Annotated in this window: 11 protein-coding genes; 2 read left to right on the top strand and 9 right to left on the bottom strand. The window is 39.9% G+C overall.

The genetic code is table 11. The annotated features are described in order from the left end of the window. Positions 1-5 precede the first annotated feature (5 nt). From J8281_RS06470 to J8281_RS06430, 9 genes are all read right to left on the bottom strand, one after another. Positions 6-455, bottom strand: coding sequence for a DMT family transporter (locus tag J8281_RS06470; protein WP_210196779.1), 450 nt, complete (start codon positions 453-455; stop codon positions 6-8). Between the two features lie 62 nt (positions 456-517). Continuing rightward, positions 518-898: a DoxX family protein gene (locus tag J8281_RS06465; RefSeq protein WP_256437874.1), complete on the bottom strand. Its 381-nt coding sequence runs from the start codon at positions 896-898 to the stop codon at positions 518-520. 129 nt (positions 899-1,027) lie between these two features. Next, positions 1,028-1,552, bottom strand: a complete 525-nt coding sequence (locus tag J8281_RS06460) for a YceI family protein (protein WP_210196777.1) — start codon at positions 1,550-1,552, stop codon at positions 1,028-1,030. A 39-nt stretch (positions 1,553-1,591) separates the two neighbouring features. Continuing rightward, entirely contained in the window at positions 1,592-3,430 is a 1,839-nt protein-coding gene (locus J8281_RS06455; RefSeq protein WP_210196776.1) for an amidohydrolase, read from the bottom strand. Between the two features lie 41 nt (positions 3,431-3,471). Further along, the gene (locus tag J8281_RS06450) at positions 3,472-5,286 is read right to left on the bottom strand and encodes an amidohydrolase (protein WP_210196775.1); all 1,815 of its coding nucleotides are present in this window, start codon (positions 5,284-5,286) and stop codon (positions 3,472-3,474) included. A gap of 60 nt (positions 5,287-5,346) precedes the next feature. Beyond that, on the bottom strand, positions 5,347-6,126 hold the full coding sequence (locus tag J8281_RS06445) for a hydrolase (RefSeq protein ID WP_210196774.1): 780 nt from the start codon (positions 6,124-6,126) through the stop codon (positions 5,347-5,349). A 191-nt stretch (positions 6,127-6,317) separates the two neighbouring features. Beyond that, entirely contained in the window at positions 6,318-7,061 is a 744-nt protein-coding gene (locus J8281_RS06440; protein ID WP_210196848.1) for a pirin family protein, read from the bottom strand. 438 nt (positions 7,062-7,499) lie between these two features. Continuing rightward, positions 7,500-7,805, bottom strand: coding sequence for a hypothetical protein (locus tag J8281_RS06435; protein ID WP_210196773.1), 306 nt, complete (start codon positions 7,803-7,805; stop codon positions 7,500-7,502). 36 nt (positions 7,806-7,841) lie between these two features. Beyond that, a complete protein-coding gene (locus J8281_RS06430; RefSeq protein ID WP_210196772.1) occupies positions 7,842-8,795 on the bottom strand; it encodes an AraC family transcriptional regulator in 954 nt (317 codons plus the stop codon). A 279-nt stretch (positions 8,796-9,074) separates the two neighbouring features. Here J8281_RS06430 and J8281_RS06425 point away from each other — a divergent pair, with 279 nt between their 5' ends. Beyond that, positions 9,075-12,815, top strand: coding sequence for a sigma 54-interacting transcriptional regulator (locus J8281_RS06425; RefSeq protein WP_210196771.1), 3,741 nt, complete (start codon positions 9,075-9,077; stop codon positions 12,813-12,815). Between the two features lie 152 nt (positions 12,816-12,967). Next, on the top strand, positions 12,968-15,052 hold the full coding sequence (locus J8281_RS06420; protein WP_210196770.1) for a sigma 54-interacting transcriptional regulator: 2,085 nt from the start codon (positions 12,968-12,970) through the stop codon (positions 15,050-15,052). The last annotated feature ends 177 nt before the right edge of the window (positions 15,053-15,229 follow it).

Below are 15,229 nucleotides of genomic sequence, written 5' to 3'. Positions count from 1 at the left end.
TTTTCTTAAAACCTACGTATGATTAAGACGCCAGCGACCAGTAAGACCACGCCAACGATGCGTTGCCAATTCACCTGTTTTACCGGAAGACCGAGCAGCCCGAAGTGGTCAAATACGATGGAAACCACCATTTGACCGGCGACGATGAGTACAAACGTCAAGGCGACACCTAGCCGAGGTGCCAATATGATTACGGCGGCCACGTAAAACGCGCCTAATAACCCAGCTGTCCACACCAAAGGCGACACCGTTTTTGCCTGAGTCATCGTAGAAAAATCAAATTTTAACATGAGCAGATAAATAAACAGCCCTACCGTACCTATTAAAAAAGAAGCAAAAGCTGCAAATATGGGTTGATGTACTGACTTACCCAGTTGTACATTAAATCCTGCCTGTAAGGGTAGCACCGCGCCGGCAAGAATAGCGATAAGGATTAAAAATAATTGCGATTTCATGATATGTTAAAAAATGCTTTAGTTGTTGAAACGTTCTCGACTGCGCTCGAACTGACAGTACATTAATCTGATTTAAAATGGTTAAAAAATCTGTTATCCAATGAATAGGCTCCTGCGCCTAAAAAGAAAATTAAAAGGTAGGCTAGTGAATACATCAAGGGAATGTCTCGTACCGCCCATGGGTCATTAGCATGCACCACAAAAAAGCCCATAAGAGTGACACTTAAAATGAGCAGTGCCGCAAATCTTGCCCCTAGCCCCAAAATGATAAATACTGGTGCAACAATGTTGGCCAAAATTGCCATGGTAGCACTTATCTCTCCACCCAATCCCAAAGGGTCAGGTATGTGCTCTATGGTGCCCTGAAAGTCAAGTATCTTTTTCATGCCGTGGGTATTAATCATCGCTAGAGAGACTAGCAACCTATAGATGAGAAGTACCATATTGTCCGAAACCAATAGAGGCCTAGTTGAAAGTAGTTTATGTATTATAGTTTTCATGATTATGGATGTATTTAAATACAAAAGACCATCTAGAATTAGATTAGATGGTCTTTTATTAAATAAAAACCACTAAGATTTTACAAACTGCGCATCAATTATTAAGTTGACCTTGTCTGAAACTACGACACTTCCAGCCTCTGTCACGGCATTCCACGTCAGACCGAAATCTTTACGGCTGATATCGCCGCGCATTTCAAAACCTGCTTTGGTCTGACCGTAAGGGTCCACGGCAACACCATTTAAGTCGACCTCTAACGAAACTTCTTTTGTCACATCTCTAATCGTCAAATCACCTACAAGTTTGTTACCATCGAAAGACTTTGACATAAATGTCATTTCTGGATAGCTTGCCGCGTTAAAGAAATCATCTGACTTTAAGTGCGCATCACGGTCGTTGTTCTTAGTATTAATTGACTCGATTTTTGCCGAAAAGTGAAACGAGGCATCACCGAAATCTTCTTCCGAAGCTTCTATTGAAGAGGTGTATTCTTCAAAATGACCTTTGACGATAGAAATCATCATATGTTTAACTTTAAATCCTATTTCAGAATGGGTGTCGTCAATCTTCCAAATTGTTTTTTGTGCTGTTTCCATTGTTTTTTGTTTATAAAGGCTTTATTGCCTAAAAATTTATTAGCTTAAATAGAGTTTTCTAAAGTCCCCTGTTCGGTATAGTGGGGACCAATCCGGTGCCACTTCGGGTAAGGCTTTAGGCGCAAACTTTTCAAAATCTGCGTAGGCATGAACTACCTTTCCGCCTAGACCTGTCAGTTTAGAATGTGTTCTAGGTATCAATGCGTCAGGAACTTCCATGACATCTTGGTTTAGGATGGTAAAGTCGCCCAATTGTCCTTCCTTGATTTGGCCTTTGTTTCCTTCATCACCTGTAAACCATGCAGAACCCTTTGTCCATAGGGCAATAGCCTCTTCTCTGGTCAAAATATTATCCTCACCATACATCTGTCTTCCACCGCGAGACTGCCCTGTAGCTAACCAGTGAATGGAATACCAAGGATTATAAGAACTTACACGAGTTGCATCTGTTCCACCACCAACGGGAATACCCATTTTGAGCATTTTCCTGATAGGTGGTGTTTGAGCCAATGCTGCTGCACCATAGTTCTTTACAAAGTCTTCAGCTTGGTAAGCAATACGGTTTTGAATAGCGATACCCATTTCTAATTTTGCAATCCTTTCTAGAGTTCGCTCGTCAAAGGTCTCACCATGGTCAATAAAGGTACCTTTTGGCAACTTGCCATCACCCGCAGCTGCAACCTCTTCGTACATATCCAATAAAATCCTTGCAGACTCATTGTAAGTCACATGCTGTCTCCAAGGCCAATTGTTTTCTGCTAATAGTTTGTATATTGGCAATGCAACATCTTTTACGTTGGCTTCTAAATTTGGACGTTGTTGTGCAAAAATTTCATAGTCATACGCGGCCCAACAAATGTTTTCACCACCGCCGATAAAGCGATACATGTCATCTCCATCACCAGGTTTCACCATACCTATCCATCGTTTATAGTCATTATACTCTTGACCACCGACTTGTGGGAAGGTATGAACACCCACTCTTACTGTAGATAAGCCTTGTTTATTGACATCTCTAATCACATCGTAGGCATCTGGATAGACCATACCACCGCCACCAGCATCCGACAAGGATGTCATGCCCAGAGCATTCAGTTCATTCAAGAAATGCTGCGTGCCTAGAACTTGTTGGGGTCTGGTCATCTTAGGCAGCTTGGTAAGCGTTTTATACATAATAAGACCAGAAGGCGCTGCAGTGATGATACCGGTGGCGCGACCGTTTCTATCTTTTTCAATGCGACCTTTATAGTATAAATCAATAGGCTCATTATCGTAGTTCAGTACCTCAATAGCTTTTTTGTTCAACATACCATAAGCATACAAATAGAAAATATACACTGGATGGTTAGGCGCTACCTTATTTATCTCTTCCAGGGTAGGCATACGCTTTTCCTTGAACTGCTCCCATGAAAATCCACCTACAACTCTTATCCATTGTCCTTTTGGGGTATGCTTTACCTCTTCGGCTAGCATCGCTAGGGCTTCCTCAACAGAGCTGACCCAGTCCCATCTTAATTCAAGACCGTAGTGCAAACCCTCACGAACACCGTGCGTATGAGAGTCGTTTAGTCCAGGAATAACCCTATGCCCTTTAGCATCTATTACCTTGGTTTTGTTTCCGATTAGTTCTGACACTCGGCTATTAGAACCCACTCGGTAAAATTTTCCATCCTTTACGGCAAATGCTTCGGCATTTGGTGTTTTAGGGTCAATAGTTGTCACTTTTGCGTTGCGCACTACTAAGTCTGCTGAGCCCTTTATCTGCGAAAAGGCATTGCCCAATACGGATGAGGGCATTAGCATTGCTCCAGCCCCTGCAAGACTAGTTCCTTTAATAAAATCCCTACGATGCATGGTGTTTTTTGATTTTTTTTCCATTTGTTTAATTTTTACGCCTGAAGCTTGATTAGGATGAATTTTTATTGGGTTTGATAACCACCGAAGTATTTTACCGGTGACCAACTAGGTATAGGTTCTGGTAGTGTAGGGCTCATATCATTGAATTCTTCAGCACCATAAACAACATTACCACCTACTACCGTAAGTACAGATTTTAGACTGTTGATTTCTTTTTCTGGAACAGTGAAGTAATCATCAGAAAGAATAGCAAAATCTGCAAACATTCCCTCTTCTAGAGTACCCTTTACATCTTCTTCTTGAGATACCCAGGCACTTCCTTGAGTATAAAGGTGTAGTGCTTCTTCTCTGGTCAATTGATTTTCTTCTGATGCTAGCTGAAAATCGCCTACTGTTTTACCAGTCACTAACCAGTACAGGGCAGGCCATGGGTTGTAGCTGGCTACTCTGGTACCATCTGTTCCTGCACCTACGGGAATGCCCATTTCCATCATCTTTTTAACTGGTGGTGCTTCATTAGCCTTTTCAGCACCGTAGCGATCGACAAAATATTCACCTGCATAGGCCATCCTTGCTTGTATCGCAATACCACCGTTTAGTGCTTTGATACGCTGCAGATCTTCCACTTTTACGGTTTCAGCATGGTCAAATAGCCAGCGTTTAGAGGCTAACTTACCATTGGTTTCTTCGTTTACTTCCTCAAACACATCTAGCATTAAGGAAATGGTTTCTCCATAAGTGGCATGAATTCTAAAAGGCCAGCCATTATCTACATGTAATCTTACGATGCGTTTTAAATCGCTTCGCCACGTGGGTCTGTCACGATCTAATAAAGGTTGTTCTGCAAGAAAGTTCTCAAAATCCCCTGCGCTCCAAGCGAGAAATTCCCCACCACCTTCCAGTTCGTAACCGTGGTCTAAATGGATTTCACCATTATGACCTACTTCGTTTGTTTCCATCCATTCTGTGAACTCCTGATATTCTGAGCCTTTGTTCTGTGGAAATAGAAAATAAGATAATCTAATAGGCATTTCTCCAGCGTCGGCAAGGGCTTTGGTCCCAGTGTAATCTTTAGGGAATTTATGACCACCGCCACCGGCATCAATTCCGCTGGTAATCCCAAAACTGTTCAACTCGCGATAGAACTGCTTAGTGCCGTTTTCCATTTCTTCCTGAGTCAATGGTGGTAGACTACCAATGCGTGCGTATAAAATTGTTGGGTTTGGATCTGCAATTAGTATACCTGTAAGCTTTCCATCTGGTCCTTTTTCAAATTCGGATCCTGGCGGTGCCACAGTATTTTCATCTATGCCCAATACGTCTAGACCAGCCTGATTTAAATAACCCTGACTATACAGGAATAAAACATAGGTAGGAACATCACCCGTAGCCTCATTGAGTTCTTCCATGGTAAACAATCGCTTTTCCTCAAATTGAAAGGGACTCCAGCCACCTATAACGCGAACCCACTGACCTTCGGGTGTTCTTTCAGCTTGTTCTTTGAGCATTTCTAAGGCACGTTTTAAGGTTTTCACACCATCCCAACGCACTTCAGCATTGAAGAAACGACCTCCACGAGTCAAGTGTAAGTGCGAGTCGTTCAACCCAGGTATAAGGGTTCTTCCTTTAGCATCTATGACTTTGGTATTGTCGCCTTTTAAGCCATTGATTTCTTCTACTGTACCTGTTTTTAAGACCTTACCGTCCTTTACTGCTATCGCTTTCGCGAAAGCGTAATCTTTATCCATCACAGCAACTTTAGCATTTGTAACTATTAGGTCTGCCGTTTCCTGCTGTTCGGCTTTTGAAGTGTCCTTATCGTTCTTGCATGAGATAAGCAAAAACGTTAACACTATGAATGTCATTACGTTTTTCATAGCCTGTTTGTTTTAAATGGTACGCCTTGAGTGTTGTCAAAGCGTACCATTTTTTGTGAATTATTTTTTCTTCTTTTTGTTGTGTCCTTCAGCTTCGCTAGCCTCAACACCAGTCATCCACTTGCTCATCGTTTTGATGTAATCTATACCCAAACCATAGGCACCGCCATATTTCTTAGAGATTTTTACAATGTCATTGTACTTATCACTACGCGCCCAGTCTCTGTGAACTTCCAATAAATACTGGAGAGAAGTGATTGGCTTAACACCTGCCTGAATCATTCTGGTCATGGCCATATCGTGGGCTTCTTGTGAAGTACCACCATTGGCATCTACCACAACATAGACATCATAACCATCTTCTAGCGAGGAAAGCGCAGCAGATAACGTACATACCTCAGTCCACAGACCTGCTATTACAAGCTTCTTTTTCCCTGTCTTTTTTACAGCTTCAACGACGCGCTTGTCTTCCCAAGAATTCATGGTCGAACGGTCGATGTATTCGTCGCTATTAGGGTAGTACTCGCGTATTTCGGGAAATACGGGCCCTGAGAATGACTTCTCCGCTACCGTTGTAATAATGGTAGGTACATCGTAGAGTTTTGTGGATGCTGATAGCAACCCTACATTGTTTCTCAATTCTTCAATAGGTTGAGACTCTACGGCAAACGCCATCTGGCTTTGATGGTCTATCATCAAGACTACATGGTTTGTAGGATTGAGTAATTGCTCAGCTGCGTTTGCAGGGTCGTTGTTGGGATTAGGATTGTACATATCCCACTGTGCAAAGGATACTGCCGAAATTAGAATTGCTGCAATTGTTAATTTTAAAGTTTTCATTTTTACTTTTTTGTTTTTTTGCCTTAAGGCTGTTTTGATTAAAAAAAATTGCGGTTTGTGTAGCCTACCGCCCGAGGCTATTTGATAATTTTCTTTTTAAAAAGCTATATTCTCTTAGGTTTCTTTTTGCAGATGCACAGTTAAGTGCCTACATGCTGCTATAAATCTCACTTTTGTCATATCTGTAGTTATTAAGCGTTAATATTCATAGGTACTTCCATAAGCAGTACCTCCGTGTCACTATCGGCGACCAAACTAATTTCAGTAGCATTGTTAATGCCGATACCATCTCTTTGATTGAGCGATTCACCCGCAATAGTGACATCTCCTTTGATGATAAAAGCGTAGAGACCGTTATTTTCTGGGTCTTTCAAGGTATACTCAACCGTTTTTCCTTTTTCCAGGTTGGTCATATGGAACCATGCATTTTGGTGTACCCACACACCTTCATCCTCTGGATTAGGGGATAAAACCTGTTGTAGCTTATTTTTACGGTCTTCGGTATTCAGCGTAATCTGGTCATACCGTGGGGTAACTCCCTTTTTATTCGGGAATACCCAGATTTGAAGAAATTTCACTTTTTCATCTTCATTGGCATTGTATTCTGAATGCATGATGCCCGTTCCCGCACTCATCACCTGTACATCACCCGACTTGATAATGGTCTTATTACCCATGTTATCCTCGTGCTTTAAATCACCTTCTAATGGTATGGATATAATTTCCATATCACGATGTGGATGCGTGCCGAAGCCTCTACTTTCTGCGACGATGTCGTCGTTAAGAACGCGCAAGGTTCCAAAATTCATTCGCTCTGGATTGTGATAAGCCGCAAAGCTGAACGTGTGTCTTGAATGCAACCATCCATGATTTGCATCGCCTCTGGTGTCTGCTTTGTGAACAACTAGGTTCACTTTTTCTACTGTTGTTTTCATAGTATTTTTTCCTTTATTAGGTAAATGATTAAAACCGACTTGTTCTGCGCTTGATTTTTGGGTAGAAGAGCCATTCGTACCTACTGCCGCTATACTTACCGTTCCCACAAATCCTGCAACCGATGTTTTTAAAAAATCCTTTCGTTTCAATGCATTTAAATTTTTAGTTCGCCATTCTATAGGCTAATCTGATGCCAAGAACATAAACAACTAATAATCAATTATTTATTATTCATTTCTGTTTTCTATATCTTCTCAATAAGAAGAAAATTCTGTTATTTGAGAAAATTTGACGAATAATTAAGAGTAGTGATTTAAAGATTATATAATCCGATGCTACGGCTTTCTATAGGTCAATTTCAAAATTAGCGGTGCTGTATCCCTTTTTTGTTTCACTTATCACCTTAAAAATGGTAGAAATCATAGTCTAACTTTCTATTATCGGTGACTTTCTAAAATATCGTAAGTACGCATTTCTAGAATATCATCCTTAAAGGTTATTTCATGAAACAACTTCTCAAGAAGGTCTTTTCGTTCAGGTTCCCAGTGGCCTTTATCACTTTGAGACGATTCATAGAACCAATGAATACAGACGATAAAATTTTCTTGTTCAGTAAGGCACTGGGTTAAATCATATCGCGAACAGATGCTCCGCTCTTGCAGGGGGAACAATAATTTTGACATTTCTAGCGTAAATTGAGACTGAGCGTGGTTGGCAATTCGAAGGCGGATGTATGTAATCATATGAAGGATTTAATCATTATAACATTTGAATTTGACCTATTTTCTAAAGCTGTTTCTGAATTCTAAAGGGGTCTTACTCTCAAATCGTTTGAAGAACCTGATGAAGTAACTAGAACTTTCAAAACCTAATTGATAGGCGATTTCAGAGATGTTGTTATGGGTATGCAACAACTGGCATTTTGCCAATAACAAGGTCCTGCGGTCTATGATAGATTTTACCGATTTGCCGGACACCCTGCGTATACATTCGCTAAGGTAGGTAGGGCTTACGTTCAATTCTGCGGCAAACTCTTTAACCATTAATGGCCTGTCCACGTCGCCCTGTGCAAGGTCTATAAAGTTCTGTTCCAAGCATAGCATGAACTTCCTATAGATAAAATCGAAAGTGTACCGTTTTGTACCTAGGCCATCGGTTCCGTTGCCATTAGCGTTCATTCTATTGGTTTTTATGAGCAGTACAAAGAGCCATAGTTTAATTATCTCATCAGAATGTTTTTTTCTAATCGGGAATTCTTTGTATAATTCATTGAACACCGATTTGTATAAGGATAACCAAGGTTCATCAAGGACAAAGTTTCTTTTGCCATTGGGTAACAGAAAATCAAAGGTGTTGATAAGGTTTTTATCACATACTAACAACAAGAGATACTCAAGGGTAAAACATAACATATATCCCTCAAGGTCGTTGGCCTGTTGCCAGGTTTTTATTTCCCCAGGACGTGAGAAGAAAATTTCATTAGCATTTAATTCTAGACTTTTTAGCTGATTAATTTTTAACATAGAACCTTTCTCGATAAAATAGACGGTAAAAAAATCATAGATATAAGGCGAGTCTAAAAGCGTCTTGGTATCGACATCCTCTAGACGGCTTATAAAAAACTGTGGTGGGGTTGATGATTTCTTCTTTTGTCTATTCTCATAATCTGGTAAGATGCTTTTCGCGAAAGCGTGAATATCTAAACCGGGTATAAATTTTTGATTTGTTGTCATTTCATAGAATTTTTGACATCACATATACAGAATGGTGCCAAAAATCTAGAGCTTATATTTTTTTATTTAAACATCTGTTTTTCAGCATACTAAAAAATATATTTATCAATGAGATAAATTAAAGGTATTGATATTCACGAAAAATAAAGGATTTAAATCGTGATAATCCCGATATTTTCGTGTTTTATGAGTTGTTTTATTATTTTTGTAAGGCAGGCTTATTTTCAAAGCAATGGCATCCCTACCACAGCTTGAATCAGGCTATAAATTGAATTAGAAATGAGCCAAAACAAACCAGACATAAATACCAGTCTTTTAAAAATTACACAGGCGTTAGTCAGAGCGCGTGACCGTAAAGCGTTGCTACGTGTCATATTTAATGAGATAAAAACCATCTTCCCGTTTGACACGGCAGGTCTATTTGTAATTGACGATGAACAAGACCTATTCTACGAGCTTTTGGATGAAGGAAGCCTTGATGATTTGCAGGATGATTTACCGCGCAAACAATTGTTGGGACCGTGGCCTTATTCAGGTAGTGAAAAGGATGCTTGGATATACGTTGAAAAGTCCAATTTATTTGATGTTAAGGAACAGTCTAAAATTTACCCGAATGAACAGTGGAAATTAATGCTTGAACGAGGTCTCACGCAAATCATTGCTGGTGCCTTATACATAGGCGACAAAAAAATTGGGTTACTCTGTTTTTTATCAAAAGCGGAAAATCGCTTTTCAGAAAAAGACTTCACCCTCTTCCAGGCCATTGCTGACCAGGTAGCAGTAGCCTTGGGTAACGTATTGGCGAATGAACAACTAGTAGAAGAAAAACAAAAGACAGAAAAACTACTTAACATCACAGAGTCTATTGCAAATATCAATACCGGCCCTGAACTAGTACGCGCCATTTTTGACAAATTGCAGAAAGTCTTCCCCTTTGATGAAGCGGGTTTATTTCATTTAGATTTTGACAATCATCAAGAACGTGACCTCATTGTAGATTACAGTTACGATACTTCTGGTTCAAACCAAGAAATTCAGGATGCAGAGATTATTGGTTGGTTACCATTAACCGAGCTTTCTAAAAAGGTAGCCAATAAAATCGTGGTCATTTCTGCTGAAATGCTCTATCAACAATTTGAACATCCCCATTTTAAATACACCAAAAATGTGCCTTTTAGGCAAATTATAGCTGGCCCACTTAAACAAGGCAACCAAACCATTGGATTACTTTACTTCTGGAGCAAACAGGAAAAGGCATTTGACCGGCAGCTATCCCTCTTTAAATCCATTACTGACCAAATGAGTGTGGCCTTGAGTAACATCATCGCCAACGAGCAACTGGTGGAAGAAAAACAAAAAACCGAAGACCTACTGGCCGTTACCGAATCCATCGCCAATATTACTAACGGCCCTGAACTCGTTCGTGCCATTTTTGACAAATTGCAGAAAGTCTTCCACTTTGATGAAGCGGGATTGTTTCATCTGGATTTTGAAAATCAACAAGAACGCGACCTTATTGTAGATTACAGCTACGATATCTCGGTTCCCAGCCAGGAAATTCATGATGCCGAAATTCTAGGTTGGTTGCCCTTAAGCGAGCTTTCAAAAAAAGTAGCACAAGAGACCATAATAATTTCTACTGAAACACTTTACGAGCAATTTGAACATCCTCATTTTAAGTACAGCAAAAAAGTGCCTTTCAAGCAGGTTATTGCTGGTCCGCTCAAACAAGGTGACCAAACTATTGGATTACTTTATTTCTGGAACAAACAAGAAAATGCTTTTGACCGGCAGCTCTCGCTTTTCAAGTCCATCACCGACCAGATGAGTGTGGCTTTGAGTAACATCATCGCCAACGAGCAACTGGTGGAAGAAAAAACATTTAAAGAAACGCTTCTTAGTATTAGTGAGTCTGTGGCCAGAATAAAAGGCAGAAAAGAATTGCTTAATGTTATTTTTAACCGCATTCAACCCCTTGTTAAATTTGATGATTTTGGCTTGTTTAATTTGAATGAGAGTGGCCAATACCATCGAGATTTGGCAATTACCGGTGCGTTGGAAGGCTCTCATTACGCCGATGAAATTCGAGAACAAGGTATTGCTGATTACCTGCCACACGATGAATCGGTAGACTTTTTCATTCAAAATGGTCCTGTCGCCATCTCGCTGCAAGAGTTAATGGAGCGTTTCCCTGGCCACCCTTTTTATCCTTATATGGAAAAAGATGGGCTCAAGCAAGTTTTTGGCGGTCCATTGGTCTATCAGGGGGGAAAAATAGGGATGCTTGCTTTCAATAGCAAGCAAGGCGATTTCTATTCTGAAAAAGACATTCCTTTGTTTAGTGCCATTGCCAACCAACTTGCTGTGGCGCTCAGCAACGTATTGGCCAACGAGGAAATAGAGCAACGTAACCTGGAAAAAAGCGTACAGATTTCATTGATTGAAAGTCTTAACAAAGAAACCGATTGGGAAGTACGCCAAAGAAAATTCGCATTAGCTCTGGAAAAGCTTTTTCCTTGGGACTTTATCGGCTTCTATTATGAAAAAGAAGAAATGGTCGCCCTTTCTACTGGTTTTGAGCGAATAGGCTTTGATGAATACAGAAAAGTTTCGCTGCTCGACTTTCTAAAAATCACCAATTTGGACATTAAGATTTTTAATGAGGTACAGGCAGATGAGGACAAACAAATGCCCTTTATTCAAGAGGTGAAAGAGATGCTCGATAAGGGCAAAACAGTAAATACCATCAGAAAAGCGGCTTTAGATAAGTTCAAGCTGAAAAGTGTGCTTGCGGTCAAAATGCCGGTTAAAGACAAAGCTTTCTATATGTTCATCAACAGCAAACAGTCGCACATTTACAATAAGCAACATATTGAAAGCTTTAATCGTATTGCCCCTTCCTTATCACAGTCCCTCGAAAAATCATTGGACTATGAGGAATTGCTATCCCTGAACGGTCAACTACGACAAGAGCGCGCCTATTTAGAAAAGGAAGTGGTACAGCAATACGATTTTGAAAAAATGGTTGGCAATAGTCCGGCCATGCAGACGATTTTTAAGAACATCTCAGAGGTTGCCACCTTAGATGCTACAGTATTGCTGTTGGGCGAAACGGGTACGGGAAAAGAGTTGATTGCAAGGGCGCTTCATGACAAATCAAAACGCAAAGACCATATTTTGGTTAAGGTCAATTGTGCGGCCATACCTTCCCAAATTGTAGAGTCCGAGTTATTTGGCCATGAAAAAGGGGCTTTTACTGGGGCGGTGCAACGTCGTGTAGGTAAGTTTGAACTGGCGCACAAAGGCACCATCTTTTTAGATGAAATCGGTGAAATGCCTCTAGAATTGCAAACAAAACTGTTGCGGGTGCTACAAGAGCGAGAAGTGGAACGATTAGGTAGCAATGAGACTTTAAAACTGGATTTTAGGGTCATAGCAGCTACAAACAGAAATCTCGAAGAAGAGGTAGCAAACGGTAAATTCAGAGCTGACCTTTTTTACCGATTGAACACCTATCCCATCATCGTACCACCACTGCGCAGTCGTGGTGAGGATATCCGTCTATTGGCAGATTTTTTTGCACGACAGATTTCAGAGAAGTTTGGCCTACCCTTTAGAGGCTTTGCTCAAAATACTTTAACACGGTTTGATAGTTACGACTGGCCTGGAAACGTCAGGGAGTTGCAAAATTTAATCGAACAGTCTATCATCTCACAAAAGGGCAAAATTTTAGAGGTTTATCCGGGCAGAAGCAACATTCCCAACTATGAAAATTACTTCTCAAGGCAATCGCCAACCAGCGGTGTTGATTTATTACCTATTGACGAAAATTTTGACATAGATAGTATCAAACAAGAAAAAGACAGATTGGAAAAGGCCTATTTGGAAAAAGTACTGGAAAAGACCAAATGGCGCGTAAGCGGTAAAGGTGGTGCCGCTCGGCTTTTAGGGATGCCGCCATCTACTTTAGAGTCTCGGATGAAGCGGCTTGGAATTAGTCGGGATTCAAGCGAGAATTAATATCCTTCACATAGCGAAAAGAATACTTAGCCTTTTGTTTTCATTTTTCAATTATTTCTATTATTTGAGAAATAATAATTGTACTTTGTTTGCCGATATATTTTTTAAATATGACGGACAAAGACTTTTCCAATAGCCCATTTGATTGGCAAGTGAAACACCTTCCCTATAAAATCATGTGGATGGATGAAGCTGGCAATATCATTTACGGCAATGATAGATTCTGCAAGCGTTTAGGCTATAAACTGGCTGAAATCAAAAGACTCAAAGTTTTTAATATCAATCCGACAGTCACACCAGAAATTTGGGAACAACATTGGAAAAAAGTCAAGGAAAACGGCATCGACCATTTTAAATCCGTCCATCAAACAAAAAAGGGGAAGTACTACGAAGTAGAGGTTTTTGCCCAATTTTTCTCAAATAATGGAAATGAACTCGTCTGTGCTATTGTAAATGATATTAGCGAATCGAGTTTTTATAGCAATTTATTATCACATTCCCAGAGAATGACCAAAGCTGGCGGATGGAAACTCAACCTTCAAGACGGTAGCATTATTGTGACGGAACAGTGCCTGAAATTGTTTAACACAGAAGATAAAGACGATTTTTTGCCTAAAAACATCATTCACAGATTTGAAGAATCAGAAACACTGAAAGCTTTACTCAGTAACGCTATGAGAAAGGCTGCTTCTTATGACGAAATCCTGACCATAAAAGATTCTAAAAACGAAAAGCGTTACATCAGGTGCATAGCTGACCCTATCTTGAGCAAATCCAAGATTTACAATATCATTGGTACTTATCAAGATGTGACCGAGCAGGTTCAAAAAAACAATAACCTACAATTCTTCAAGGAAATCATAGATAACGCCGAAGATTTGGTCTATCTCTATAACAGAGCCGGAAAACTATTGCATTACAGCGATTCGGTTTCAAAAGTTTTGGGCTTTTCAAGGAAAGAGCTCGATAGCTTTTACATTTATGACCTAGACCCGAGAATTACAAAAGAATGGTGGCATGAGCATTTCGATGAAATTAAAGCCAAAGGTGCTGTGCAATTACAGCGGGAAATCACGAGAAAAGATGGTGCCAGTTTTCCAGCCGATATTGTTGCTAATCATCTTATTTATGAAGGTGAAGATATTAATTGTGCCGTTGTAAGAGATGTAACGCTTATCAAAGAACGCGAGAGACAATTACGCATTGCCTTAGACGAATTGTCTGAATTAAAAAATGAGCTGGAAATAGACAACCAATATCTGAGAGAAGAAGTAAGTAAAAAAATTAATCTGGACAACATTATCTGTCAAAGTGAGGCTTATAGCCGCGTCCTTACACAAGTCACTCAAGTCGCTGTTACCAATGCAACCGTGCTTATCACTGGTGAATCTGGTACGGGAAAAGAATTACTGGCCAGCGCGGTACACCTCAATAGTTCCAGAAATAAAAGACCCCTTATAAAAGTTAATTGTGCAACATTACCCAAAGAGCTCATTGAAAGTGAGTTGTTCGGTCATAAAAAAGGGGCGTTTACTGGTGCGGTTGCAGATAAGGTGGGTAAATTCACTCAAGCCGATGGTGGTACTATATTCCTTGATGAAATAGGTGAGGTTCCTGTGGAATTACAACCTAAGCTATTACGAGTGCTACAAGAAGGCGAATTTGACGAACTTGGGGCTACAAAAACTATAAAAGTTGATGTAAGAGTGATTGCGGCAACCAATCGCCGATTAGAAGACATGGTGAGAAAGGGAACGTTTAGGGAAGATTTATACTATCGCCTTAATGTTTTTCCAATTCATAACATCCCTTTACGTGAGCGCAAAGAAGACATACCATTGTTGGCACAGTTCTTTTTAGAAAAGTACTCGAGTAAAATTGGAAAAAGCTTTAGACGTATCTCAAAACAAACTATCGAACTCTTGATGGATTACAGCTTTCCCGGAAACATCAGAGAACTAGAAAATCTTATAGAACGTGCAGTGATTATTGAAAATGGCACTACCCTAAAACCAGGACATTGGATGCCTAAGCAAAATGGTCTTGATACTTCTAATGACTTTAAACCTCTTGACGATATGCAAAAAAGTTATATCGTAAAAGTCTTAAACCATACCGATTGGAGAGTCAGTGGTCCCAAAGGTACGGCAACAATTTTAGGAATGAATGATAAGACGTTGTTTGCTAGAATGAAGAAATTGGGGATTGAGAAAAAAGTTATCCTAAAACCTGAATAAAAGATTTTTACATGCATTGAACCTACTTCCTACCTCACCATGTTAAAATCAAAACGATTTGAGATGAGTTTATATAGTGTTTATCGCAACTTTATTTACGTTCATAATATCAATATGCTGCTGAGATAAAATCGTTTCAACTTCAAAACTAGTTTTACTTTAGAGTTTCTTGACTAA

Source organism: Aquimarina sp. U1-2 (genome assembly GCF_017897595.1).
Taxonomy (GTDB): Bacteria; Bacteroidota; Bacteroidia; order Flavobacteriales; family Flavobacteriaceae; genus Aquimarina.
This window is presented reverse-complemented; position numbering and strand designations above follow the sequence as displayed.

What these genes read in the sequence shown, in the direction of transcription:
- J8281_RS06470 (WP_210196779.1), bottom strand. Translation starts at nt 455, where the DNA reads ATGAAATCGCAATTATTTTTAATCCTTATCGCTATTCTTGCCGGCGCG.
- J8281_RS06465 (WP_256437874.1), bottom strand. Translation starts at nt 898, where the DNA reads ATGGTACTTCTCATCTATAGGTTGCTAGTCTCTCTAGCGATGATTAAT.
- J8281_RS06460 (WP_210196777.1), bottom strand. Translation starts at nt 1,552, where the DNA reads ATGGAAACAGCACAAAAAACAATTTGGAAGATTGACGACACCCATTCT.
- J8281_RS06455 (WP_210196776.1), bottom strand. Translation starts at nt 3,430, where the DNA reads ATGGAAAAAAAATCAAAAAACACCATGCATCGTAGGGATTTTATTAAA.
- J8281_RS06450 (WP_210196775.1), bottom strand. Translation starts at nt 5,286, where the DNA reads ATGAAAAACGTAATGACATTCATAGTGTTAACGTTTTTGCTTATCTCA.
- J8281_RS06445 (WP_210196774.1), bottom strand. Translation starts at nt 6,126, where the DNA reads ATGAAAACTTTAAAATTAACAATTGCAGCAATTCTAATTTCGGCAGTA.
- J8281_RS06440 (WP_210196848.1), bottom strand. Translation starts at nt 7,061, where the DNA reads ATGAAAACAACAGTAGAAAAAGTGAACCTAGTTGTTCACAAAGCAGAC.
- J8281_RS06435 (WP_210196773.1), bottom strand. Translation starts at nt 7,805, where the DNA reads ATGATTACATACATCCGCCTTCGAATTGCCAACCACGCTCAGTCTCAA.
- J8281_RS06430 (WP_210196772.1), bottom strand. Translation starts at nt 8,795, where the DNA reads ATGACAACAAATCAAAAATTTATACCCGGTTTAGATATTCACGCTTTC.
- J8281_RS06425 (WP_210196771.1), top strand. Translation starts at nt 9,075, where the DNA reads ATGAGCCAAAACAAACCAGACATAAATACCAGTCTTTTAAAAATTACA.